General features: G+C 55.0%; 27 protein-coding genes. 9 read left to right on the top strand and 18 right to left on the bottom strand.

What is annotated here, in order from left to right:
- Positions 1-17: 17 nt before the first annotated feature.
- The 6 genes from FJ492_RS19965 to FJ492_RS19945 form a co-directional block, all read right to left on the bottom strand.
- Positions 18-1,055, bottom strand: coding sequence for a hypothetical protein (locus tag FJ492_RS19965; protein WP_140771755.1), 1,038 nt, complete (start codon positions 1,053-1,055; stop codon positions 18-20).
- Positions 1,056-1,074: 19 nt separating this feature from the next.
- Complete coding sequence (locus FJ492_RS29275; RefSeq protein WP_181166706.1) at positions 1,075-1,293, bottom strand: KTSC domain-containing protein; 219 nt, start codon at positions 1,291-1,293, stop codon at positions 1,075-1,077.
- A 3-nt stretch (positions 1,294-1,296) separates the two neighbouring features.
- Positions 1,297-3,195, bottom strand: coding sequence for an ATP-binding protein (locus FJ492_RS19960; protein ID WP_181166705.1), 1,899 nt, complete (start codon positions 3,193-3,195; stop codon positions 1,297-1,299).
- Positions 3,182-4,513 carry an SIR2 family protein gene (locus FJ492_RS19955; protein WP_246676076.1) on the bottom strand — a complete coding sequence of 444 codons (1,332 nt, stop codon included), beginning with the start codon at positions 4,511-4,513 and terminating at the stop codon, positions 3,182-3,184. Before FJ492_RS19955 ends, FJ492_RS19960 begins: the two co-directional genes overlap by 14 nt.
- A 116-nt stretch (positions 4,514-4,629) precedes the next feature.
- Positions 4,630-5,157 carry a DUF2971 domain-containing protein gene (locus FJ492_RS19950; protein ID WP_140771753.1) on the bottom strand — a complete coding sequence of 176 codons (528 nt, stop codon included), beginning with the start codon at positions 5,155-5,157 and terminating at the stop codon, positions 4,630-4,632.
- Positions 5,154-5,432 (bottom strand): hypothetical protein, encoded by a 279-nt coding sequence (locus FJ492_RS19945; RefSeq protein ID WP_140771751.1) that lies wholly within the window; start codon positions 5,430-5,432, stop codon positions 5,154-5,156. The genes FJ492_RS19950 and FJ492_RS19945 overlap by 4 nt, the downstream gene beginning before the upstream one ends.
- Before the next feature lie 127 nt (positions 5,433-5,559).
- Here FJ492_RS19945 and FJ492_RS19940 point away from each other — a divergent pair, with 127 nt between their 5' ends.
- Entirely contained in the window at positions 5,560-6,225 is a 666-nt protein-coding gene (locus FJ492_RS19940) for a recombinase family protein (RefSeq protein WP_140771749.1), read from the top strand.
- A gap of 715 nt (positions 6,226-6,940) precedes the next feature.
- Positions 6,941-7,171 carry a hypothetical protein gene (locus tag FJ492_RS29270; protein WP_246676075.1) on the top strand — a complete coding sequence of 77 codons (231 nt, stop codon included), beginning with the start codon at positions 6,941-6,943 and terminating at the stop codon, positions 7,169-7,171.
- Positions 7,172-7,718: 547 nt separating this feature from the next.
- Here the strand turns inward: FJ492_RS29270 and FJ492_RS19930 are convergent.
- The 4 genes from FJ492_RS19930 to FJ492_RS19915 form a co-directional block, all read right to left on the bottom strand.
- Positions 7,719-9,020, bottom strand: a complete 1,302-nt coding sequence (locus tag FJ492_RS19930; protein WP_140771745.1) for a hypothetical protein — start codon at positions 9,018-9,020, stop codon at positions 7,719-7,721.
- A 287-nt stretch (positions 9,021-9,307) separates the two neighbouring features.
- Positions 9,308-9,913, bottom strand: a complete 606-nt coding sequence (locus FJ492_RS19925) for a BRCT domain-containing protein (RefSeq protein ID WP_181166703.1) — start codon at positions 9,911-9,913, stop codon at positions 9,308-9,310.
- Positions 9,914-9,926: 13 nt separating this feature from the next.
- Positions 9,927-10,652, bottom strand: a complete 726-nt coding sequence (locus FJ492_RS19920; RefSeq protein ID WP_246676074.1) for a thermonuclease family protein — start codon at positions 10,650-10,652, stop codon at positions 9,927-9,929.
- A gap of 62 nt (positions 10,653-10,714) precedes the next feature.
- Positions 10,715-11,113 (bottom strand): hypothetical protein, encoded by a 399-nt coding sequence (locus tag FJ492_RS19915; RefSeq protein WP_140771740.1) that lies wholly within the window; start codon positions 11,111-11,113, stop codon positions 10,715-10,717.
- Positions 11,114-11,244: 131 nt separating this feature from the next.
- Here FJ492_RS19915 and FJ492_RS19910 point away from each other — a divergent pair, with 131 nt between their 5' ends.
- Positions 11,245-11,517, top strand: a complete 273-nt coding sequence (locus tag FJ492_RS19910) for a hypothetical protein (protein WP_140771738.1) — start codon at positions 11,245-11,247, stop codon at positions 11,515-11,517.
- A gap of 42 nt (positions 11,518-11,559) precedes the next feature.
- Here the strand turns inward: FJ492_RS19910 and FJ492_RS19905 are convergent, their stop codons facing one another.
- Together FJ492_RS19905 and FJ492_RS19900 are read right to left on the bottom strand one after the other, a co-directional pair.
- The gene (locus tag FJ492_RS19905; RefSeq protein ID WP_140771736.1) at positions 11,560-12,006 is read right to left on the bottom strand and encodes a MucR family transcriptional regulator; all 447 of its coding nucleotides are present in this window, start codon (positions 12,004-12,006) and stop codon (positions 11,560-11,562) included.
- A gap of 80 nt (positions 12,007-12,086) precedes the next feature.
- Complete coding sequence (locus tag FJ492_RS19900) at positions 12,087-13,079, bottom strand: hypothetical protein (protein ID WP_140771734.1); 993 nt, start codon at positions 13,077-13,079, stop codon at positions 12,087-12,089.
- A 394-nt stretch (positions 13,080-13,473) separates the two neighbouring features.
- On the opposite strand from FJ492_RS19900, the gene FJ492_RS19895 reads away from it, so the two are divergent.
- The gene (locus FJ492_RS19895) at positions 13,474-14,178 is read left to right on the top strand and encodes an SOS response-associated peptidase (RefSeq protein ID WP_140771732.1); all 705 of its coding nucleotides are present in this window, start codon (positions 13,474-13,476) and stop codon (positions 14,176-14,178) included.
- On the opposite strand, the gene FJ492_RS19890 is transcribed toward FJ492_RS19895, so the two are convergent.
- On the bottom strand, positions 14,175-14,360 hold the full coding sequence (locus tag FJ492_RS19890; protein WP_140771731.1) for a hypothetical protein: 186 nt from the start codon (positions 14,358-14,360) through the stop codon (positions 14,175-14,177). The two genes, FJ492_RS19895 and FJ492_RS19890, sit on opposite strands and share 4 nt — an antisense overlap.
- Before the next feature lie 245 nt (positions 14,361-14,605).
- Here FJ492_RS19890 and FJ492_RS19885 point away from each other — a divergent pair, with 245 nt between their 5' ends.
- The 3 genes from FJ492_RS19885 to FJ492_RS19875 all read left to right on the top strand — a co-directional run bounded on the left by FJ492_RS19885 (position 14,606) and on the right by FJ492_RS19875 (position 15,804).
- On the top strand, positions 14,606-14,800 hold the full coding sequence (locus FJ492_RS19885; RefSeq protein ID WP_140771729.1) for a hypothetical protein: 195 nt from the start codon (positions 14,606-14,608) through the stop codon (positions 14,798-14,800).
- A gap of 98 nt (positions 14,801-14,898) precedes the next feature.
- Positions 14,899-15,210 (top strand): hypothetical protein, encoded by a 312-nt coding sequence (locus FJ492_RS19880; protein ID WP_140771727.1) that lies wholly within the window; start codon positions 14,899-14,901, stop codon positions 15,208-15,210.
- Positions 15,211-15,498: 288 nt separating this feature from the next.
- Complete coding sequence (locus FJ492_RS19875; protein ID WP_181166702.1) at positions 15,499-15,804, top strand: helix-turn-helix transcriptional regulator; 306 nt, start codon at positions 15,499-15,501, stop codon at positions 15,802-15,804.
- Between the two features lie 65 nt (positions 15,805-15,869).
- Here the strand turns inward: FJ492_RS19875 and FJ492_RS19870 are convergent, their stop codons facing one another.
- Together FJ492_RS19870 and FJ492_RS19865 are read right to left on the bottom strand one after the other, a co-directional pair.
- Positions 15,870-16,409, bottom strand: a complete 540-nt coding sequence (locus FJ492_RS19870; protein WP_140771723.1) for a hypothetical protein — start codon at positions 16,407-16,409, stop codon at positions 15,870-15,872.
- A gap of 11 nt (positions 16,410-16,420) precedes the next feature.
- Positions 16,421-16,747, bottom strand: coding sequence for a hypothetical protein (locus FJ492_RS19865; protein ID WP_140771721.1), 327 nt, complete (start codon positions 16,745-16,747; stop codon positions 16,421-16,423).
- Positions 16,748-16,909: 162 nt separating this feature from the next.
- Between FJ492_RS19865 and FJ492_RS19860 the strand changes: the two genes are divergently transcribed.
- Entirely contained in the window at positions 16,910-17,242 is a 333-nt protein-coding gene (locus tag FJ492_RS19860; protein WP_140771719.1) for a helix-turn-helix transcriptional regulator, read from the top strand.
- Positions 17,243-17,301: 59 nt separating this feature from the next.
- Here the strand turns inward: FJ492_RS19860 and FJ492_RS19855 are convergent, their stop codons facing one another.
- A complete protein-coding gene (locus FJ492_RS19855; RefSeq protein WP_140771717.1) occupies positions 17,302-17,673 on the bottom strand; it encodes a hypothetical protein in 372 nt (123 codons plus the stop codon).
- 390 nt (positions 17,674-18,063) lie between these two features.
- Between FJ492_RS19855 and FJ492_RS19850 the strand changes: the two genes are divergently transcribed.
- Positions 18,064-20,922 (top strand): plasmid replication protein, CyRepA1 family, encoded by a 2,859-nt coding sequence (locus FJ492_RS19850; RefSeq protein WP_140771715.1) that lies wholly within the window; start codon positions 18,064-18,066, stop codon positions 20,920-20,922.
- 275 nt (positions 20,923-21,197) lie between these two features.
- Here FJ492_RS19850 and FJ492_RS19845 read toward each other — a convergent pair whose 3' ends face one another.
- Together FJ492_RS19845 and FJ492_RS28805 are read right to left on the bottom strand one after the other, a co-directional pair.
- Positions 21,198-21,857: a hypothetical protein gene (locus FJ492_RS19845; RefSeq protein WP_140771712.1), complete on the bottom strand. Its 660-nt coding sequence runs from the start codon at positions 21,855-21,857 to the stop codon at positions 21,198-21,200.
- A 287-nt stretch (positions 21,858-22,144) separates the two neighbouring features.
- Positions 22,145-22,953 (bottom strand): hypothetical protein (locus FJ492_RS28805; RefSeq protein ID WP_181166701.1); only part of this gene is annotated, 809 nt, incomplete at its 5' end.

The raw sequence follows: 22,953 nt of genomic DNA, 5'->3' as shown, positions 1-22,953 counted from the left end.
GGCTCCGGGAAACCCGCTTAGATACTCAAGGCCCTAATGCCCTGTTCAATCGAACGGTATCGCTCTTTGATCTCCTCTCCGGAGTAGAAGCTGATCAGATCCTGTTTGGATAGAGTCCCGTCCTTCATGAACTTCGCCAGATACCGGCCGTTGAATTCCATTAGAAGAATGGTCTTTTCCAACCGCGCCAGAATCGCCTTGGCGTTCTCGATATTGGAAAGGACAAGCGATCGGATGGCCGCCACGTCAGCAAGATCCTTCGCGGTCCGGTTAACGATCAGGGAGAGTATTTCCAAATCGATGTCGTCACTCTTAGGCCGGAGAACAAGGTCCCGCGCCAAAGCATACGCGATTGCCAAGTTGCGATAGTCGCCGCGGGCTGAATCGACAATCACCACAAAACCGACGCCAGGAATGAACTTTAGGTCATCGACTTCAGCGAGCACGGAACTATCCGCCAACGCTGCGTCCAGAACGATGATGCCTGCCTGTCCGTCTCGATTGGCTTGGGCCTCCAGAAGTTGGCTCCACGCCGTGTCCGAAGACTTGGAGAAGACGTCCTTTGCTCGGATGTCGCCAAGCCGAATGCCCTTGTCGAACTTGCACTCGATGGCGATGCGCACGCCCGGACGCCCCGCGATCTCGCATACGATGTCCCCTGTCTTGTTTCGCGGAAGCTGTCCTGTGCTGCTTCCGGTTAGATGCACGGTGTCTTCATACCGACGTGATTTGACTAGATCGCCGAGGAAGTCCGCGATCTCTATCTCGGCGTGCACACCCTTGACGGAGCTTTTGTAGAAAAGCTCCTGCTTCATATCGAAGATCAGCTTCAGGCTTTCCAGTTCGGTGCCGAGACTGTTTGCCGTCTGAGCGAGGAACGAAGACAGCCGATCCTCCATAAGAGCAAGGACACCAATGTAGAGCGCACGATGCAGTTTTTCGTCACGATCGGCCGCAGGCAACCGGTCGAAGAAAGCAAATACCACCTCGTTTGCCAGCTCAAAGGACGAGATTTCGACCCTGCGGCGTTTCTGGTCAAGCGAGACGGTTGCCATATGGGTGGTTCTCCAAGGCTCAGACGCGGCTGTAGCGGTAGTGTCCCTTTACATTTGCGGCAAGGAAGCCGCCCTTTGACTCCGACCGATCGAACTCCTCAGCCACACGTGCTGACACATCGTAATATTCGTACATGCCTCCGTTATTGAATATGACCTGCAGAACCAGTGTCTCCTCATCGTAGCGCAACGCCTGAATGCTGGAGGAGGTGAACGATGCAAAGTCTCGGAACGCCATGGTCTAGGCCTCGTCGGAGTTTGTGAGGGAAGGGTTCTGCTGCCGCCATACACGAACGAAATCGTCATATGATGCGTCCGCATTGAGACGAATGTTCCAGCCGCCAGGGGATTGGGAATCCTCCGGCATCTGAACATCACAGACAAGCGGGTCTTGGCTGTCTGGTCTGCGGTCCTTGGGCGGAGCTTGGATAGACGCTCGCATGGGCATGCTGACGGCTTCGCCCAGCACGATGGCTTCGCCCGTACGCAGGATCGGCAACATATTCGTCAGCCCCTCAAGATTGTCCGAGAGCGTGCTGGTCACGTGTGAGCGATCGGTCGCGTTGCTCAGCCGCAGGGCGAAGAAAGTCCCGCACTGGGATAGGATCGTTGGATCTATCTCGGCGGGTCGCTGGCTAACGATCATTGCACCGATGCCGTACTTGCGGCCTTCCTTGACAACCCTCCGCACAATGCTCGCCGCTAAGCCGTCGCTGGCGCTGTTGAGATAGTTGTGGGCCTCTTCCATGACGATCAGCAATGGCCGTTCCCGACCTCCCTCAGAAAGGTTTCTGGCCCAGAACAGCGCATCGTAGAGGACGCGTAGAACGACCCCTATGATATCATTGGTCATGGATGAGGGCACACCGGACAGGTCGATGATACTGGTGCTGCGAGCGCTGCCGATCCATTGCTTGATCAATTCCGGAAGATCTTTTTCGACCCTTCCGTCAAGGGCAGGATGCCAGTCACCGGCCTTCAGGAGAAAGTCGAACCGTGACACCCGGAGTTTGGACCCTAGATTTTCAAGCGCGCTGGCGAGATTGAGAGGATCTGGCAGGTAGCGGATCTTCTCCTCGTCCCCCTTGACATCCTTGACCCTGCGGAAGCGAGGCGCGACGCCCTTCATTGCGTCGCCGACCATCGCTTCGCCTGCGCCATCCTTCTCGTACGTCCACGAACTCGGATCAGTTGGATTGCCGATAGCGGGATTGTAGGTTCCGAACTCGGCGCAATAGAGGTCGTGCCAAAGTTTGTTCAGGGAGAAGGGAACAGGGCTGTCTCCGCCGACACTAGCTTCGTCGATGCCGGCAACTGGATAGGTGCGCAAGAATGCGGCTTTGGCCGCGATTACGCGTTCTAGGATGATGTTTCGCGCCTTGCCGTCGGCCGGCAGAGAACCAAAGGTTAGGCGGAGCATCTCGTCGAAGTTCAGAGCCCAATAGGGAATGCGGAGCGGAAGCTCGTTGGCGGCTTTGGCGTTCGGATTGATCCGGAAAATATTCGCCCGGGCACCCAGCGCTTTTGCGTATTCTCCATGAAGATCTAGGACAACGATCCTCGCTGAAGGGAACCGGTCTGGATCCGACAGCGCGGAAAGGATACCTGCGACGGTGGTCGACTTTCCAGATCCCGTCGTTCCGACGATTGCCGAGTGACGCGTGACCAGTTTGTTGATGTCGACAAGGGCATCGATCGACTCGCTTCCAGTAATGTGCCCAACTTTTACATAGTTGTTGAGCGCCCCTACGCGGCCGTAGATCGCCTGAAGATCGCTCTCGGAGACGAGGTGGACCTCGTCGTCGATGGTGGGGTACTGGGAGATGCCCCGTTGGAAGCTCTCGGACTTATGGCCCTCGCCGATCAGCTGGACGGTCATCCAGCGGTGGCTCTCTGCGTGCTCACTGACCTTGGAGGCAGGAACAGCACTGGCTCCCACCTGACTGACGATACCGAATAGCTCTGTGTAGCCGACCGGGATCTTGACGAAGCTGCCGATCTGGCCAATGCGGTAGCCTTGGCCCCTGACGAAGGTCAGCCCCGAATGCTGCCCAGAACCTAGCGTAACGCTCACAGTCGTTCCACTGACGTCCTGAACCGTGCCAATGACCGTCGCGAGAGTCGAATCAGGCGGCGTCATCTTCGGCCACCTCACCGGTGAGATAGCGGATCAAATTGCCGAAATGAGCGAAGTTTCCCAAGCTGACTTTTGTCTTTCCGTCGGCCGCCTTGCTCACGATGCCCGGCGGGATAGAAGGAGAAACGTCGTCGGATAGGGCCTTCCAGAGACCTTCAATTCGCCCGATGATCGCCGAATACTCGCCCATGATGCTCAGGTTCGGCATCTGACAGCCGCACTCTCGGGCCTTCTGGTAACGATCATCAGCGAGATCACCGTATATTAGGCCGAAGACCTGCGCGGTCGGATTGGCTTCCAGAGACCTGCAGATGACATCGTTAATGTGCTCATCGCTAAATGAATAGCCCGACATGAACAGGATCGCATTCGGCTGCAGGATGAAAGCTTTCAATCGGTCGAGCATGGCCAGATAGGGCATCTTCCTGCTCTGATCGTATTTAAGATGCGAGGGATAGATAAGATACGAAGTGCTCTTGTCGCGATTGTCTGACCGCACGACTCTCTTGCCATCACTCGTCAAGCGCCAATTGAGCGAGCCATGTATTTTCCATAGGCGTGCCCAACGAGCTGGAAGCAGGTTTTCGTCTTCTACGGCCCCAAGATCGAAGAACGCCTTCCGAGTTCCCACGAAGCCATCGAAATAAGGTGTGGCGGACTCTTCGAGCGCTTGTTCGACCAAGAGATCGTAGTTGGTAGTAAATATCTGAACCGGTTTGGCGCGTCGGATCGACCGGGTCCAGATGGCCAAGTCGTGATAGGCAGAACTGCGATCTGGCAGGGCCTTATCCACTTGTTCACTGATGACAGCGCAAATCTCGGTATCCATTTGATCGAGGGTTGTTCGGTCGAGCCCTCTAACCGTACTGGGTCCAGCAACGGCGGCCAGTTGCCGGATGTAGCTGAGGATATATTCAATATTATCGGCTCCGCCACCGTCCTCGATCACGGCCGCGAGCAACTTCTTCCATGCTTCCTTGTGAGCCCCGGCGGCGAAGGTCTCGCTAATCACTTTGGTTAGGCCAGCGACGTCCGGGATCAAGGCCGAGCCGTCGGCCAGCCGGATCGAGAGCGGACATCCGGCTCCGATGAAGAAGCCGACCGGTCGTTTGTTTTGGGATAGAGCCTGCTGAATATAATGTACCTGCCGAACGGCCTCGTGTTCCAAATCCTTGTCCCCTGCCCGCCCTGCCGACGATTTGTTTGCCCACCGTTTCGGAACACATGCGGATTGCAGTGATTCGCGCAAATGCATTTGACGGTTGTAGGGAAATCGGTTCGATGTGGCAATTGGCTCAAAGCAACGGCCGTCGGTCTGCAACGCCTCGTCGACATTTACCGCAAATAAGACTTGTCCGGTCTTCCGAGGGCGCTGTAAATCTCGTTTGTCGATAGAACCGCGAGTTCCGGCTTTGTTATAGTCCCCTGACGCACAAGCTATCCTGCCGCCGAATCCGCCAATGATGCATATTTGCTAAAACCGGCCGTCAGATTGCTGTCGTCGAGAACGCACTCAAAGACCGAGAGCTGCGGGTTCATCGTCCTGGCGTTGAAGGCCAAAGCGTCGGTACTCTGCTGATCCGCTCTAATGCCAAAATAGAGCTCGCGAATAGACCCATGCGGCAGGGAGTAGAGGTGAAGGTCGCGATCGTTATTGCGACTGACCGTGAAGCGTCCGCTCGGGGTTTCCGTCCCATTGCCAGTGATGCCGTGCAGGCATTTTACCACCCGGACTTCCTCTTCGTAGCACCAGCACAGCGATTTCTGAAGGAAGACGCGCTGCAGTTTCTCGTAGTGGTCCGCAGTGAAGTGATGGGGCGTTCCCACGGCAATCGCCGTTTGCGGGCGATTGATGAAGGGACCCGACTCGCGGCGAGAGACATAGATGACGCTCCCGTACTGCGCAGGAATGAAATTGCTATTTTCATCAGTTAACCCTGCCACCTCGGCGTCAATGCCGATCACATGCCCCGATGTTTGTCCGCGTAGTGCGCCCACATCAGCGCGTTTACCGGAGTGTGCGTGAGCGAAAGTATGCCGGTGTTCTGAGCCCAAATCATATTTTTGCCCATCGTTTGCAGCTGCGCTAAAATAGCTGAGACAGGATCTTCACTGGGCTCTTCGGGATAGGCGGGAGCATCGAACGGATCGTTGAAGTGCTTTGGCTGAGAAAACAGCACCGAGTGGTCTTCGAGAATCCTTTGTCCGTCCGCAAGGGATACGTACTTGTACGGGATCATGATCGCCTAAGCCCTTCCCAGCTTCGCGCTGACGGTGGTGAATAAGGTGGACGCCGAAGCGTTGTCTTCAGATCCAAAAATAGCGATCCGTCAAATATAAATCAGCGTTTATGTTTGACGAGGATCGATGAAATACGTCGGCTATTACCGCGTTTCGACCAAAAAACAGGCCCGATCTGGGCTAGGATTAGAGGCTCAGCAGCAGATGGTCCGGGAGTTTGCCGGATGCAATGGCGAGCTGGTCGGAGAATTCGTTGAGGTGGAATCTGGCAGGAACGATCGTCGCATTGAACTGGCAAAAGCGATGAACATCGCGAAAAAGACCGGAGCTTCCTTGCTAATCGCCCGTTTGGACCGCTTTTCGAGGCGTGTCAGCTTCATTTCAGCGATGATGGAGAAGGGAATCCGCCTAGTCATTGTCGAGATGCCGAACGCGACGGATTTTCAGCTGCATATCTTTGCCGCGTTGGCACAGGAGGAGCGTCGGCTGATTTCCGAAAGGACCAAGGCCGCATTGGCTCAGGCTAGGCAGCGTGGAACGAGGTTGGGTAGAAACGGCGCTGTTTTGGGGGAAGAGAACCGGCGCCGGGCGCACCAGTTCGCCAATATGATCGCAAATGAGCTCCCTCCAGATTGGCACGACCTCTCCTACTCGGCAGTTGCCCGCGAGTTGAATGCGAAGAAGATTTTGACCGTGTCCGGCAAGCGATTTCATGCTCAGACGGTCAAGGCGGTTCTCAACCGGCTAAAGCGAGAAGGTGGAGAGCGTTATCGGTCGCAACAAGCAACCTAGATAAGCACCGATACCCCAAAGACACCCAGCATAACGGCTCCAGAGCATATCAAAAGAAATGGAAACACGCAGCCGGCTGCCTCGGCCTTCTTTCTACGAAATTTCTTGTCTCCGTCAAATACGTTCTCCGAATACCACGGACCGCCAAGTTTTGACCTTATAACAGTTTTACCAGATCTCGCATATTTGGTTGTTGTAACATTTCCATCCTTATGCGTGTTAGAAACGATCTCTCCCTTTGAATTATAGTTTACCCAATGGTTTCTCCCAGCACGCTCCCGCCGCCCTCGCTTTTTTACTACCATAATCGCTCCTTTGGGCGAACTTCCCTGGAAGTCGGGGATACTAATTCCAATCCAATTTTTTAGAACGAGAGAACCGATCGGAGCCATTCACGAGGTTCCAACCTATCTCCTATCTCGGCAACAAACTCCTGGCCTCTACCTACAGTGGAAAGCAGGTCCCCCGAGAACCGGTTGGTCGGATGGAACGTTAAGCCTGTCCCACCTTTAAGGGGGTTGAGCCAGTCAGGAACTCGCCATACCGATTTCGGCCTATTTCCAGATGCGGACAGCACGGGAGCGGCCTCAAGCGTCCCAAATCCTGGCAGATTTGAATCCGGGAAAACCGATAGTCGCTCCTCAGCCACGTAGACAGTATTTTTAAGCTTCTCAGGAGGGGCGCCGAAAATCCCCCATCCGTCCCGGAGATGTGCATGGCCGGTCAGCCATGGATGCTTAGTTCGAATCTCATCTTCGTCGGTAGCAACCGAAAAAACGTCAGCAACCTGAAGCCATCCGAATATCGCATGTTGGGGTCTTCCACGGTAACGCCAGCGTCCGGCCTGTTTCTCCACTTCTTGAAACAGCCCCCAGAAGACGAACAAGTCGCCCCGGCCAACCCCACGGTTCCTAAGATGGGATTGAGCATTACCGACCTGTCCTAGGGCACCGCGCCAACTGATTGGCCTTGGACGGATCGTGGCAGCATCGTCAATGTCGGGGTCGAGGTGGCAGAATGCGTCGCCGTCGATCCGACCTTTGGTAAGATCGCTAACGAGCTGAGAAACGGGCTCACGAAGCTCGGAGAACCTAGTGTGCTGGAGCTTGGTTGGTATCGGTAAACTGATTGGCCGCCCATCTACAATCGGGCTTGGAACGCCTCCAGCCGCTCCGTCGAAGCCCTTTCTGCTGAAGATTACCCTCATTACCCCTGCAGCCCACCACGCAAGTCTTACTCCCCGCGCAATCTATAGCGGTGATGCGAACACTTCGCCACCTAATCTGGACAACCTGCTGACACCTAACAGGTCGACTAAGCAATATGGCTTTTGTCGGGTGTCGTGGGAGGCTTCGAATCGCCATGGCAGCGGCGGCAAACAAAGCGAGGGCGAAAACGGTGATGCGAACCAAATTCGTGATTTGCTGCCCTGCCCCCGGATCAGAAGCCCTTCACGATCGGGCCTGGACCGAAGTCAGAGGCCACGAGGCACCCTAGCCAGGTCGTTTGGGGTTCATAAGCGGTGACACTGCCGGATCGGGACCGCGCAGGTCGAACTCGATCATGTCGTCATCACGGTGCTCGCCGCTGACAAGGCGGACGTCATGAATCAATTGTCCCTCCCGCATTCGATGCTGAAGCAACTCGGTGATAGATCGAAGGCTAAGAGCCTTGGGATCATCGAGTAATTCGCTTGCCGGTCTACCTGCCAAGATGGCCAGAACGGAACTCGCAGGCAGTGAAATGCGATCGCCCGACATCTTCAGTGCTCCCCGCATGCTGGTTCGACGCTGCCCCTGAAGCCTGTTGGTGAAGGCGGTGCCAATGTTTTCGATCGGTCGACTCAGATTTGCAATTGCGTCGGTAACGATCCTTTGGATTAGGTCTCGAATGGCCGCGTCCTGGCTCACGACCTTGAAGCGCAACTCGGGCTTCAGCTCATAGAGCGGTCCGACGCTGTCGACGGAAAACAGAACGATGAAACTAAGCTTCTCGGGGTTCTTGCGCAGATACCTCTTCGCGATGTCTTCGACAGGACCTGTCCTTGTAAGAGGTGATCCCTTTGTCCAAAGATCGGACCCGCCATCGCAGAGGTAAACACCCTTGAGCGCTCGGGGCGGCGCCCCCGCCAATTGCTTGCAGGCCTTGTCGAGATGGCTCTTGACAACCGAGTCAACGTCGCGGTCGTGTTGGCGATGTGTGGTGAATACAGGGTAGCCGTGGCCAATAAGCGGAAAATCTTTCCTGGCGAGCTTGTAGGATATGGTTGCCCAAGCATTTTGGTAGGAAACCTGATGTTGAAATGGTTGAGAGAAATCGCCGCCGATCTTCACCAATTCCAACACAAGCTGCTTCGCGGACCTTTCGACATCCTTGGGCAAAGCAGGGACATGCACTAACCGGCCGTCAATGCGCTTCTGAATCGACCCAAACTGAATATGGAAGTCGCCATGCACCGGCGCATATTTCAAGATGAACGTGGAAAAGCAGTCCATGAAATATGTGACAGGATAGTCCTTGTGCGCCTGCGCGTCGGAGAGTGTCTTGATTTCAGAAAATACGCCAAATTCCGGAAGCCAAATGTCTATTTTCTCGTTGGATGGGGTGGCCCATTCATACACCACGTGATGAATTTGGATGTGTGCCCACAGAAGCGCCAATTCCCAGACGTATGGGATACCGTTCCTTTTCGGTTGGTCGACGTGCTGTATTATTCGGTCAATTTCTTGGTAGCTGAGATGGTCAGCTACTCCATTGATCATTTTCTGTAAAATTCGTCTTGAAAAAATAAGCATGGCTGCGAGTCGTCAATTCGTGCTTTTGAAGCCTGCAGTCACCCATGCGACCAAGGCAATGGTCGCAGCAGCCGCCAACGGCACCCCTAGAACCAATTCGGCTGTTTCGATGTGAGGCCTCACTGGTAAGTAAAGCCCCGTTAGGCACCAAGGGCTTGCGCCGGTTAGATCGAACCCCAGCAAGCAAAGCACGTTGTCATGCCAGGTCCAAAAGCATATCCATGCCAGGGAGAAGGCCAACCACAACCGGAACAACCCTCGCTGAATACGCTTCATGACCTGAGCTCTCAGAGAAAGCGGGCCCAATGACTCTCGGCGACAATCGAGATGGGCAGCCCCTGATCGCGCCAGTCGGTCGCCTTGACGATTTTGTCGCCGAATGATGAGTGCTTCCACGATTCGGTAGCATAGGCCCCAACCACCAAAACGTCTGTTTTTTGGGTCAAACTTCCTGCGGCGCCACCACGTTCCAAGATTGCCTGCTCGCAGTGTTTTCGCTGACCGAAATTGAACGTGCCGGTGAAGCAGTACAGCTGGCCAGCAAAAGTCAAAGTCGGAGCCGGATCGCAGAGCGGTAGCGTCGTTGGCTTCAACACTTCGCCAAGTTCGAAATCGTGATTCGAGAAACTATTTAGCGTATCCAGAAGCTCTGAATGTTCATCCGAATCGAGCACGTCGTCATCGAGGATTTCATTTGCGCGCCTATACAAAGTCCGGATGATTGGCTGATTGCTGATCTCCACGTTCGCCGCCAGCCACTTCTGAAGGAATTCGACCTCGGCCTTGTTGATGGTTCCGTCCGCCGCCAGGCCACGTGCCAATCCAATCAGTTCGTCGATCTGGCGGGACGAGATGCGATCTCCGCCCACGCGATTGTAAAACTTGTCGTCCACCAATCCCTCCCCCCTAACACAACGTTTCACAGGCCACCCCGTCGCCATCGCGATCCAGCTTCTGGCCCCACGAGCAGTTGTGCAGATACCATTGGGCTTCCTCGCACGAACTGATCTGCTTGCAGTACCGTCGCGGCTCACACGAATACCCACCGCTCTGCGCGACCAGTTTGCTGCTGACGATACCGAGCGGCTGGCTCGACGGCGCCACTCCGTTGGCGTGCTCCGCGCGCCAATCCCACGGCACCTGAAAATTGCCGACCCACAAGCCGAGTTTAGCCGCCTCAGCCTTCGCCTGCTGCTTAGCATAGGCGCCGTGGCTGTAGCGGGGCCAGTCGAGCGCCTGGCCATGCTCGACCATCCACGCCGCCACGCGCGCACCGTCAGCGCGCCGGCAGTTGCCGACGAAACGGCCGTAGCGATCCCAGCTTACGAACGCGCATTGCACCGGCTTGGAAGCTACCAGGAATTTGTCTAGCGCCTCGGCGGACCGACGGCCGCAAGGGTATTCAAAACCCTTGGCGTCGTCGCAGTATTGTCGGCTCTCGGGCGCGTCGATACCGTCGAGCCGGATACGCTGGCCGTGGATTTCGATCGTGTCGCCATCGATCACGGAGGCTGTGCCTATCATAGGAGCGGGCTTCGCCTCGAGCCAGTTCGACGCATTGAGATTTGGCAAGCTGTCACTGTGCTGCATCGCCACTTGCGCAGCCAGCGCGCCGGCTGCAGCGACGGTCACGAAGATCAGCCGTCGCGGAACAGAACTGCTTCGGCGTCTGCCCTGCCGTCCCAACCGAATTTTCATTGCGCGCCTGCCTCATGCCCGGTGCGTCCGCCTGGTTTCGCTTCGGCAGCACGTTCACCGCAGCGTCGATCAAGACTGTCGACTTGGGTCCGCAAATCGCATGGATGGTTCCCAGAGTCGCCGCCGCCGCTGGTGTTTTGGCGTGCTGACTGAGCAGCCGGTGCTAGCGGAATTCCGCGATACCGCTGCACGACCCCAGCGATACGCTGCCCGTCGCCTTCGATGTGGGTGTTGTCACTGTTCGGATTGAATGGATTGACCGTTTGCAAAAGCATATTTACTCGGCTCGAATCACCGGATGCGAGCGTCATTGTGTCGTAGTGATTCAAATAATCGGCAGCACAGCCTGAAATAAGAACCGCCGAGATAGCGGCAAAATACAAACGCCAATGCATTGAGGTATCCCCCCGGATCCGATGCAATCATGCGCTCTTTGCAGTTTATTGTCGAATCCAATGATCGAAACGGCTTGCGATCGGTCATGCATTACGCCATGTAGGCAACGGGATAGGGATTTGGGGGGACTATGAAGCGATTTGCTTTGACCGTTGCTATGTTCGCTTGGCTGGTGGGCTGTGCCACACCGCCGGATAAGATTGCAGGGGTTCCGAATGCTGGTCCCTGCACCCAGGCAGACAGAGAACGCCTAGCTGTTTTGACAAATCAGCAGAACAAAGCCTCGACCGGCGATGCGCTGGGCGTCTTTCTGATCGGTGTGCCAGTTGCATCAATGTCGGGCGGCGACCACGAAACAGAGATCGCCGTCCTGAAAGGTCGTTGCGGACCGCCGAAGACTTAAAGAAAAGAGCTAGGTCGAGATTGTCGTTTCGACGTCAGGCGCTTAAGCCTTCGCCCGGCGTTTGGCTGAAGCTTTGGCCGGTGCAGCTTGCGCCGCCGGTTTGCGACCAAGTCCAATCGACTTTGCCAACTCAGAACGAGAGGCCGCATAGTTCGGGGCGACCATCGGGTAATCCCTCGCCAACCCCCACTTCTCACGGTACTCGTCGGGCGCCAGTCCGTAGTGGACATTGAGATGCCGCTTCAGCGATTTGAATTTTTTCCCATCCTCCAGGCAGACAATGTAGTCCGGAAACACGGATCGCTTCGGATTGACCGCAGGCGTCAAAGCCGGCTTCTCCGGCTCAGCAGGTTGTCCGACCTTCGAAAGCGACGAATTCACGCTTTGGATCAGGTCCGGCAATGACGAAACCGGCAGAGGATTGTTGCTTACGTACGCAGAAACAACGTCGGCGGTTAGTTTGATTAGGGTATCAGTCTCGTCGGCCAAGGGCTTTCTCCTTTAGAGCATCCAGCTTTCGTAGCTTTTGGCGACCGGCTAATCAACGGGCTGGCCGAATCCTCAATATTCTACCTCGCACAAATCCACTCCAACATTCCTGCGCCCCCGTTGCCGATAAAGACATGGGGCGCGCCAGCCAGCACTTTGCTAATCTGGTTCATGGTGGCACCTGGTACGCTGGCATTTGCTGGACCCGCCCGCTCAGATAGTATCCAACCGGTGGGACCACATCTGCAAAACGCTAGCAGGGTCGGAGGACAGCCGTCCCAGCGATAGAAATAACGCTGCCCCGATTGGACTGATGCGAGCGCGTACGCGAGTTCCTCCCCGCCCTTCAGGCAGTTATTGAATACCTTGCCGGCTTCTCGAAGCTGCTCTGCCGTGGTGATCGGAACGAGAGAGCCAAGCTGCTGGAAAGGCGGTTCAGGGAACGGCGCCACGCTGAACAAGTTTGCCAGGATAGATGCCGGTTGGCGGCTCTGAGCGACGCATTGAACCATTTGCTGCTCGCCGTACGTCGGTGTCAGCCTTGAGATCACCCAAAGCAGCTCCAGCAGTACTTGGGCGGGCATCTTGCACTTCAGCAGCGCACGGATAACTCGATTCGACACCGGCAGGCGAACTGCTGATGCAAAGGCCACTAGCTCGTCATCTCCGATTTTCGACGATTGGTGGACATGACCTGCCAGCGATCCACCGGCCGAAAGGACCTGGTGGAGCGCGATATAGACCTGTTTTGGCCTTGCAAATGGTCCGAATTTGCCGAGTGACGAGATCATACCAGGAGGAGACGAGCCGAACGCATCTGTCAGAACTTCCCGGGACTTCGCGAAGGTCAAAAACTGGTATGTCTCGGCTGCATTGCGGATGACCGTGCCATGGGCAGCAAGCCACGCATGCCAGGTATGTCGTCGGCTATCAGAGGCGAGCAGGTACTCGCAGATGCGATCATCCGGCCATATCGAAAGGACGTGAGCGCTGTCCTGCCGCGCAAGCAGGGCAACAATTGACTTCTCAGACCTACTATGGTCGAGCGGCGTGCTATTTCGATTGTGATGCATGGCGGCTATCTCCTGATAGCTCGCCTTTCTTCATGGAAAGCCCCGAGGACAACCGTTTTTCAAGTCAGGCTGTAATTCCAGGTTCCCCAGCCATTTCGTTTTTATCGATAAAAACAATCTGTTCGCGTTAGCAGGGTTCGTTAGCACTTTTTGTTAGCTTGCGGGCCTGTGGAATTGCCCTTCTTCTGGCGACGTTGACGGTGATCCCGGCTTATTTCGGCTACCCCAAGGCAGCGGGAAGCGGCGGCATGGAATTTGTTTTAGGAATGCTCTTGGGTGGCTTTGCCGTTTGGGCGATCATGCGCCCAGCGGCCCGAGCGCGTTTGCCGCCTGAAAATGGCGGTCTGCCGAAGACCGATAGTTGGAAAGACACATATTTTAAGCGCTAGGCAAAATGTGCAACCTCTACAATATTACCACCAGCCAAGAGGCGATCCGCCAATGGACGCGTGCGTTGCGCGACGTCATGGGCAACCTAGAGCCGTCGATTGATATCTATCCGAACACCCCTGCCCCTGTGGTCCGCAATGCGCCCGATGGCCAGCGTGAGCTTGCTAAGCTCCTGTGGGGCATGCCGACGCCGGCAGAGCGCGTAAAGGGTAAGGCTGACTACGGCACGACGAATATTCGCAACCCGCAATATGGGCGTTGGCAGCAATACGTCGGCGTCGGGAATCGTTGCGTGGTGCCGGTGACCAGCTTCGCCGAGCCGTCGCCGACACCTAGCGACAAAGACCCCGAGACGGGCATTCAACGGAACTATTGGTTTGCCCGGAGCGAGGATCGGCAGCTGTTCTTTTTCGCCGGCTTTTGGACACGCTGGCAGGGTGTCCGCAGGGTCAAGAACGGGCCGGGCGATTTCGAGCTTTACGGCTTCTTGACGACCAAGCCTAACGCCCTCATCGCGCCCATTCATGAGAAGGCTATGCCGGTAGTCCTGACCACCCAGGATGAGGTCGAGACGTGGCTAACAGCGCCGTGGTCCGAAGCACGACACATGCAGCGGACGGCCGCCGACGATGCGCTCGTGATTGTCGAGAAGCCGGCCACACAGATCAAGTTCCCGCCACAGTCGCCAGCCCAAGGATCGCTGTTCTAGTCGTCCCGCCAGACGGGGCGTTTCCGAACTTCTATTTTGGCCAGCCGGCGCACCTTCATCCGCTCGCGCTCGGCGGCCACAGGCACGATGACATCGCATTCGATGTTGTCCCTTCGGCCGCAGCGCTCGCATTTCATCGACTTGCTTAGGCGGTTCACGTCGACATCGCCGAACAGCTTCATGAGGTCGCCAGGCTCGTAGTAGCGCCGACCGTGGCGGTCGTGGCAATACCCACAATCAACCCATACCAGCTGCCGGTACTGGACGGCAGAACTAAGGAACCAGATGGTTGTTCGGCGCTTAGGCGGTTGCTCGGGCATGGGACACGAATAGGAAGGTATTCCTCCCCAAGTCAATTCAATCTTGACAATTTTGTTCCCTTTTTGTTCACTAGAGGCAGGGGCATGGACCGCTAGGAGCCAGTGAAATGGACCACATTGTAAAACTCGACAGTCGCCAGGAAGCCGCGTTGCAAGCCGTCGCCGACAACTTCGTCGCCGTGCATAAAGGCGACGTGATGAAAGCGCTAAAAGAGATGATCGTGCTGAATGGGCGGCTGCAAGAGCAGCTTGACGCCACTGCCGGTGAACTCAAATATCCGCGTCGGTCGGTAAATGGGTAGCCACTCCGCTGCAAAGCCTTCGTTAACCGCGCCATCAACGTCCTCCCGCACCTATTCGCGCCGCGTGGTAGTCTTCGTGCTCGATTGCGAGGTTAATCATGCGCCGGATCGTTCTTTTACTCAGCGTCCTCTTGTCGACGTTCTGGCTGCTGGCCTCAGCCAGCGCGGACGAAAAATGGCCATCTATCATTTACTTCGGCGAGAAAGCGAATGAACGGATCGACGGACCGTTGTATTGGCAAGGCCAGGCCGGGCTGCTCGCACAACAGCGGCTAAGAGATCAAGGGGGAACCGCGACTGGCTACGGTGCAATAAGCGATATCACCGGCAACCCTAGAACCACCCACGTGAGCGGTTACACCAAAGCCAACGGGACGCGGGTGGAGCCTTACTACAGGAGCCGGCGGTAAGATGAGCAAAAAGCCCGCCGGGTTAGCGGCGGGCTTGTGGTCGGTCGTCGCGCATTAGCAGCTAAACCACACGCCTTCCCTTGAAGGCAAAAAGCCATCCCGACGCTTCTTCCGGTTGCCGACGATGTCGCAGAGTTCTTGAACATAAAGTCGATTTCGGAAAAGCGGATCTCGATTACCATTCAGGATACCGAGCCCCGTTGTTTTTGATGTCAATCAGCCCGACAAAAAACCTCGTTGTCGATAGTTGCTTGCTTGGGGATAGCGTCGTCCATCGAAAACAAGCTGATGAAGCCGACGATGGATTACCGATTGATGAAGACCCTTGCTTGTGATGCTAGGTTAAAAATTCTCGACTTTCTGAACCATCCCGAAGAGCATTTTCCTGACGTGCCCGAGGCGGCCGAAACCGGGCTGACCAACAAAATGATTTCAGGCAAGCTTCGGGTCACCCAGGAGTCAGTCAGCATCCACATGAAGTGGCTTACGACGACGCATTTGGTCACCGGCACAAAAGTTGGCATTCGCGTGTTCTACAAGCGGAACGAAGATGGGATTCAAAAGGCGATCGGTTCGCTGATCAGCATCCTTTGACGGTCGCGAGGTAGACGCGGCGGGTCCGCCCGCCGTCATTCAAGGGCGACCACCAGGATTGGCACCTAGAATTTCAGACCCTTACCCGATCCCGGCTTGATCTCTACAGCGACATATAGCGCCCAGGCGTTGCAATCCTCTTCTATCCGAAACAGTTCGCCTTCGGAGGTTCGGCCCTTGAACGCAAATGGCTGAGCGCCTTTGCATACCTCATCGGAAATCACTTCCGTCTCCGCCGATCCACCGAACTTATTGACGAACTCCTGCGTAACTTGGCGTAGTCCAAGCCCGTCAGCCCCGAAGAAACATGCGGCAAACACCATTTTTTCGACCTTGCTGTCACCGTTGAACGTGATCCATCCACACTCGTTATCCCCGTCAAGAAGGGTCGCACGTCTGTCTTCGCTATCGTCGCCTCGCCATTTCACGGTGAACCCTTCGCTCTTCGCAGTCTTGTCGACCTGATCGGGGCTATCAGACACCGTAAATCCGCGAAAACTGCTATCGGCAAAGGCCTGGGTTGGTATGGAAATGGCAATCGCGAGTACCGCCACAATGTTTCGGTAGAGGCGGCCATTGGCGCCAGTTATGGACCAAATGCTCATCAGGCCGGCCCTCAGTAGTAGTATCGCTTGTTTCGAAACAGGTACATGAGGATGTACACCGGCAGCCAAAGCGCACCACTGATGATCGTCAGCAGGATGTGGAACCAGTGGGGGAACCGCCTCAACGATCCGATCCCGGACGCAGCTGCGGCTGCTGCCCCTCCGCCGGCATTCATGAAAACTTGCGGGCTGTTTCGCTGGCTCTTGAGAAGCTCAATCTCTCGCATCTGCGGATCGAGGATTTCCCCACAGTGCTTGCACTTCTTCGACTTGGGATTGATCGGCTCCGCGCAATACGGACAGTCGATCATGCTGATTGGTGCTGCTGCTTCTTCCATGAGACCCCTTTTCACCCATTCTTGGGCGACCCCTGATACAGGATAGCGATACTCTTGGTCGCAGAGGTGATCAACAAAAACTGGTAGCTCTCTACGATAAAAATATAAAAGATCGTAATTCTCTAGGTTCAACGAAAATGGCAGGCAGCGCACATCTGCGGCATGTCTGCAATCGACAATTTCGGCTTGATTCTAAGGGAGCTAAGAAAGCTTCGAGGCCTGACGCAGGACGATCTTGCCTCTCGCACGGGCAGATCGCTCGATGCCGTTTCGCAGTGGGAGCGGGGCGTCAATTGGCCGAATTTCGAGACGTTGATCCGATTAAGTGACGCTCTTGATGTGCCGGTCGAGAGTTTCTTCAATCAGGTTAAGCGCCCTGAAGACCGGATCAGGAATGAGACGGAGGCGCGATTGCTGATTAAGGATTTGACCGACAACGATCTGGTTGTAGCGGTCGAGCAACTTCGTGCTCTTGCAAAACGGCGGTCAAACTAGGCCATTGGCCCACCCCGGTACTGATCTCGGGATGGGCTCGTTATCCGGCATAGTTTTAATCAACGGCCCTTTTTGAACCGAGCCCTGACCTGCTCGGACACAGTGGCCAACTGGGCATCGAATGTGCCGTCAACCGCAGCAGTTCGGGCCTTCTGAAGAGCATCGGTTACGCCGGCGATATCAGCACATGCTATCGCATGCTTGCCTTTGGCAAGCTCCAGGGGGATTTTGCCGTACTTGATTGCCAGCGTTGGCTTGCCGTCGATACCGGTTGTCCACCAGCGGCCACGGAACTTCCGGCCGACGTTTTCCGGCTCGGCCATATAAAGCTGATGGTCGATCTGCATGACCAGCCTTTGCCGACGCTTGGATGCAGGGTCCGATGCGTCCTGCTTGGGTGTAGCGACGAGCTTCAATCCTTCGAATGCCATTGTTGATCTCCTTCCGTGTTGATCGTCAGCGGCATCCCGTAGAGCGATTGAGAAGGTCAACGCGGCCCAAGTCAGGCATCTTGAAGCTAACTTTTTTCAAGCTCAGCAGCGTGGGTTTGACGGCCGTGTGGCTTGTCCAGCCAGGGGTTCGCACAACCCACTGATATCGCGCTGTTTTCTGAGAAATAAGTTACACCAATAGAGTATTGGTTTAACTTAAGTATAGATCAGTCAAATTTGCCAAGATCTTGCGATATTCGCACAATAATGCTATACAGATGTCAGTGATAAAGCGGTTTCACATTTTTAAAAATTCATATTTTCAAAAATTCCAGCATCCCGCTGGGCCACCAAAACCTTAACTTAAAACCCAACATAAAGGATATTCTAATGAATGGTTTCACAACCAAACCCCTCCGCTTCTCTATAAACAAGCGGCTCATCAACAAAGACGAACTCGGCGACACTCTAGCAAGGGCGGATGGGTTCGAACCCTGCCAGGTCACCGTCGGCGAGCTGATCGCCAACATTAAAAACGGCTACGCCTACTGTGCCGAACTTAACGGGAGGCGTAAGGCCGATAACTTCGTTGCCACGGACATTTTGTCTGTGGACGTCGATGGAGGGATGACCCTTTCAGAGGCTCTGGCCCATCCCTTCATCCAGGAAAACGCGTCTTTTATATATTCGACGTGCAGCCACACCCCTGAGCGGCATCGGTTCCGGGTGGTCTTCATGCTTGAGGAAACACTGCTCGACGCTAACGATGTCAAGGCAGCTACCCGCTCTCTTGCGTTGAAGCTCCATGGCGACCCAAAGGCAATCGATCCTGCTCGCATGTTCTACGGCAACACTGACGCCGAGATCTTTGAGATCAGGATGACACTTGCGCCGGCTTTGGTTCATGCATTGATCGAGCAGACGGCTGCCGCCGGATACAACGACCGGTCAATTGGTGCGATTGGCACAGGGCGTTCTAGAATCCAGTTGCCGCCAGAACAGATTGTTCGCACCGCAAAGGGCATCGAAATTCTCCTCGTAAACGCTCCCGCCAAAACAGAAGTGCATTGCCCTATTCACGACGACAAGAACCCGAGCGCCTTCGTCGTTGAAAACGCCAACAAACGGAACAAAGGCGTCCATTGCAGCGCTTGCGGTGTCACCTATTGGCAAGGATACCCCGAACCGCAGGATTTCGATGATTTCGACAAGGGGGCACAGAAACTCTCGCGTTCGTCACAAGGTCAACCGAGCTCAGCTCATGAGGAGCCAGCTGCCGGTTTGGAGGGTGCGAAAATCGCGTTCCGCGATGAGAAGTTCATCAGCGCAATCCGTGTCAAAGACGGCACTACGTTCATAAAGAGCCCGAAGGGTTCCGGAAAGACGAAGCTGCTTGCCCAGATTGTCGCGTCGACGACAGGTCGCGTCCTTCTGATAGGGCATCGACGTGCCTTGATTGACTCGATGTGCTCGGCAATGGGCCTTGCGTGCTACCTCCATGACGATCAGGTCGACGAACCTTTGACGAAGCGCCGACAGCGCTATGGCATCTGCCTCGACAGCATCTTGAAAGTGGTTGAGGAGGCCCCGTACAAACTCGTAGTGATCGACGAATCGGAGCAGGTGCTTGCGCATCTACTTTCTCAAACGCTCGCTGAGAAGCGTCCCGACATTGTACAGGCATTGATCTGCATACTTGCCAGAGCAAAGCGGGTCATCGCTTCGGATGCGGACCTATCGTGGACGTCATTCAACTTCATTAAGGAGTGGGCCGAGCGCAGGGACGGGCCGACGAGCAGCCAGGTCGTCATTAACCAGTATCAGTCACCTAAGGGCAAACTTGCGGTCTTTGCGTCGGAGACCCACCTGATTGGCGACTTCGTAAACGCCATCAAAGAAGGCAAGCGTTGCTATTTCACGTCCAATTCCAAGGAGAAGATAAAGGACATTGCGACGCAACTCGCGGAGGAATGCCCGGAGATCGCATATCTAGTCGTCACGTCCGAAGAGACGGCAAGCAAGGACCCTGCCGCAATGTCATTTATCAAGAGCCCATCAGTCGAGGCGCGGAAATACCAGGCCGTCTTGTCATCGCCGTCCATTGGGACTGGCGTGGACATTACGTTCCCAAATGAGGAGCAGTTCTATGACACCGTGTACGGCCTGTTCGTCCCACAAGTGCTAACCCATTTCGAGTGCGACCAACAGTTGGGCCGCGTCCGTCACCCTAAGCAGGTTAAAGTCTACGTTTCACCGGCCACATACGCCTTCGAAACCGACCTCAGCGTAGTGAAAAAAGACGCGCTCGACGCCTACGTCTTCAGCAGTTCAGCTCGTGAATGGACAATGGATTTCATACCCACAAGGATTGTTCGCCCCGATCCGCTTCTGGACATCGCAACGGCGATCATCTCACTACAGAGGGCATCCAAAAACCACCTGTGGAGGAACTTCCTGCATTACAAGGTGCAGCAGGGTTGGGAAATCGAACACATCGGTCAGCATGCGGAAATCGCTCACTTCGGATCGGACATCCTCTCACAGGGCATAGAACTTCGGGCAAAACTCCGCCTCAATCGACTGATGCAGGCAGAATCCTTGTCAGAAGCCGATTTCCAGCGAATTGATCGTCGCATTAGAAGGTACGAGTTCGCCGACGATCGCGAGCGCGCAAGCTATGAACGATCGGCGACAGAGCGCTTCTATAACCAGCCCATCTCGAACGAACTGATTACGCTCGATGATAGGGGTCGCTTCCGTGCCTGTGTGGCCAATTTCGAAATGATGCTGGACCCCAAGACCGGCGACGCACTCGGTGGTGGAGTCCATGATCCAGACAGGCGTAAACAGTCAGGCATGCTGATTCCAAACGCCGGGAGTGGGCGTATTTTGCTGATGGAAACGCTCTCCACGGCACCTTTCTACCGGAATTTTGCGTTCCGGTCCGACCTCACGTTTAGTAAGGGTAACCTCAAGCCGTTCATAGATTGGATGAAGGACAATCGGATAGCTATCCAACAGCAGTTCAACATCGCTTTGAACAGGAGCCTCGACCATAACCCGATCAGGCAAATTCGACCGTTTTTGGAGATGGTAGGGCTCAAGTTGGTCAAACTGCCCAAAACCCGTGCAGGTGGGGCGCTCGTCATCCGATATAAGATCGATCCTGTCAGCTTGGATCAAGTGAAGGAGATTGTGGCAATCCGCAAAGCCAAGAATTGGTCTGACCGACTTCCATTAGCGGCATAAGGGGACTGACAGTCAATTAGCTATATCTAACACATGCCCTGCCCCTCTCTGTTAGGGGGGTGGGGCATCTTCTTTTCGGTCGCTGAGCAAATCCCATCCTCGTCCTTGAAAACCACACCAAGACACACACGCCGGGTTTACGGCGAATCCTACGGCCTCCGAAATTCGGGCAGGGTTATGTTGAGTTCACGGAGATTTCTGACGGTGACGTCACTCTCGATCCAATATGATGAAATGTGGCTGCCAGATCGCCTGCACCCGGCTTAAACCCTGTCTCAGTTCACCGTTTTCTCGACCTGGAATGGCAGCACCCTGAAGTCGTCGGCGACTTTCAGCTCGTGATTATTGTGCACCCTGAATTTCGCCATGTACGATGATGCACGACTCTCACCCGTCGAATTTCGATGGTCATGATCCAGCTGCTGGATATCTAGCTCTCGAATCGAGAACCGTTCTTTGATGGATCTAAGCCATTCTTTGTCGGCTAATAACTTCAGAAATCCATCTCTAGTTTGATCAGTGAACATCCAGATCGAGTGGATGTGAGCGTTCTCCAGCTCTCCCATCGATCTCCAGTATCTCGATCCGTTCATGTCCAGACAACCGATAGCTAGAGGTTTGACGTCATGGAATGAAGGACGATGGTAGTTCCGTCCGATCAGGTTCCGGCAGATCAAATTGTACAGATCCTGGAACGTATCCATCTCACTTTTGGCACCTGGGCCGTCGATAGGTGCGGAACTTTTTTGCCGATGCTTTCGACTGCTGTGATCGAACGAGATCGTGATGAAAAACCCGTTCCGTCGTTTGAACATGGAGGTGAGATCGAACCTACCTTTGTGAGCTTCGATAAACTGCTCGATCCTGTTGTCGAACCAGGATGCATATTGAGATGAGATGGAGGGTGGGGAGAACTGTGAGTGGCTTTGCTGCATGTGAGTTGGCTTCTTTCAAAGGGGTATAGACCCATCGGTTTAATGGGGTGAAATTGCGTTTGGGAGGTTGAAGTCGTGCGAGGATGGCCGTCGGCACGGTCCAAAAACCGATTTGAAACCGACAAAAGGGAAAGGATCTGAAGGGGAAATTCGGTTCTGAGGGAATGACGATTCTGGGTGGCAATCTATTTATGGCGATCTCAACCGGACCTCACGAACTCTCACATTCGATTGTTCCGCTCGAAAATTGCCACACAGCCACGTGCCCTCTAATCGGCGATGCATTACTATTCCGATGCACGTCCGAATAGTGTTTGCAGGTCCATGCCACGTTCGCTGCCAGCCGGATTGCCTGAGGCATCCACGGTGACCTCAGCGACGAAATCCGTTGGGTCGTCATTGTTCAGCACGATTCTACGGGAAATTCCGTCGGCTAGAACGACGGTGAAGCTGCGATTATACCGCTTTGCTTCAATGTTGGTTCGTTCGATATGGTCAAGCAATTGCCTGCGTTCGCTCGGATCAACGTTTTCGCTTTCTAGAAAATCCCTGATCCGCTGAATTTTAGGTCGAGTACCGTCAACCGCCATCCTCAGGGACGTAATTACCATCCGCAACCGATTGGCGACCACAGCGCGACGATCAAAAATATCCGGTGCTGACATATCCTGGACCGCCTCGATCAACGATCTCAATTCGGAAGCGGTGATAACTGGCATGGCTTGAGCAGTTGACATTTGCATCCTAACGTCGCTCGCCAGTTGTTCCTCGTCGGCGATTTGCCTTTCACATTCGTCGAGCTTGCTCCTTATGAAGGCCATCGATGCGCCTGGTTCAGTCAGAAGCTCAAATATCCGTTCGCGCTTCGCTCTGAGCTGAAGAAGCTTTTCCTCAATGGCAGAGACCTGCTGTTCAAGCGAAGCCCGTTCAGAATTCTCAGCCGCCGCCTTCAAAGTGGCTGTGAGGTCGATCTCCTTGACGAAGTACAGGAACGATGTTTCGAAGTCGGAGTACTTCCAGCGTAAGCGGTGTTTTCGGGCCACCTTTCGGGAGTGATCGCGATCTGTGAGGTTGCCGATTCTGTATTGGGATCGGA

This window comes from Mesorhizobium sp. B2-5-4 (assembly GCF_006441095.1).
GTDB classification, from domain to species: domain Bacteria; phylum Pseudomonadota; class Alphaproteobacteria; order Rhizobiales; family Rhizobiaceae; genus Mesorhizobium; species Mesorhizobium salmacidum.
The sequence above is the reverse complement of the archived record's forward strand: the minus strand, read 5'-3'. Positions and strand labels throughout refer to the sequence as shown.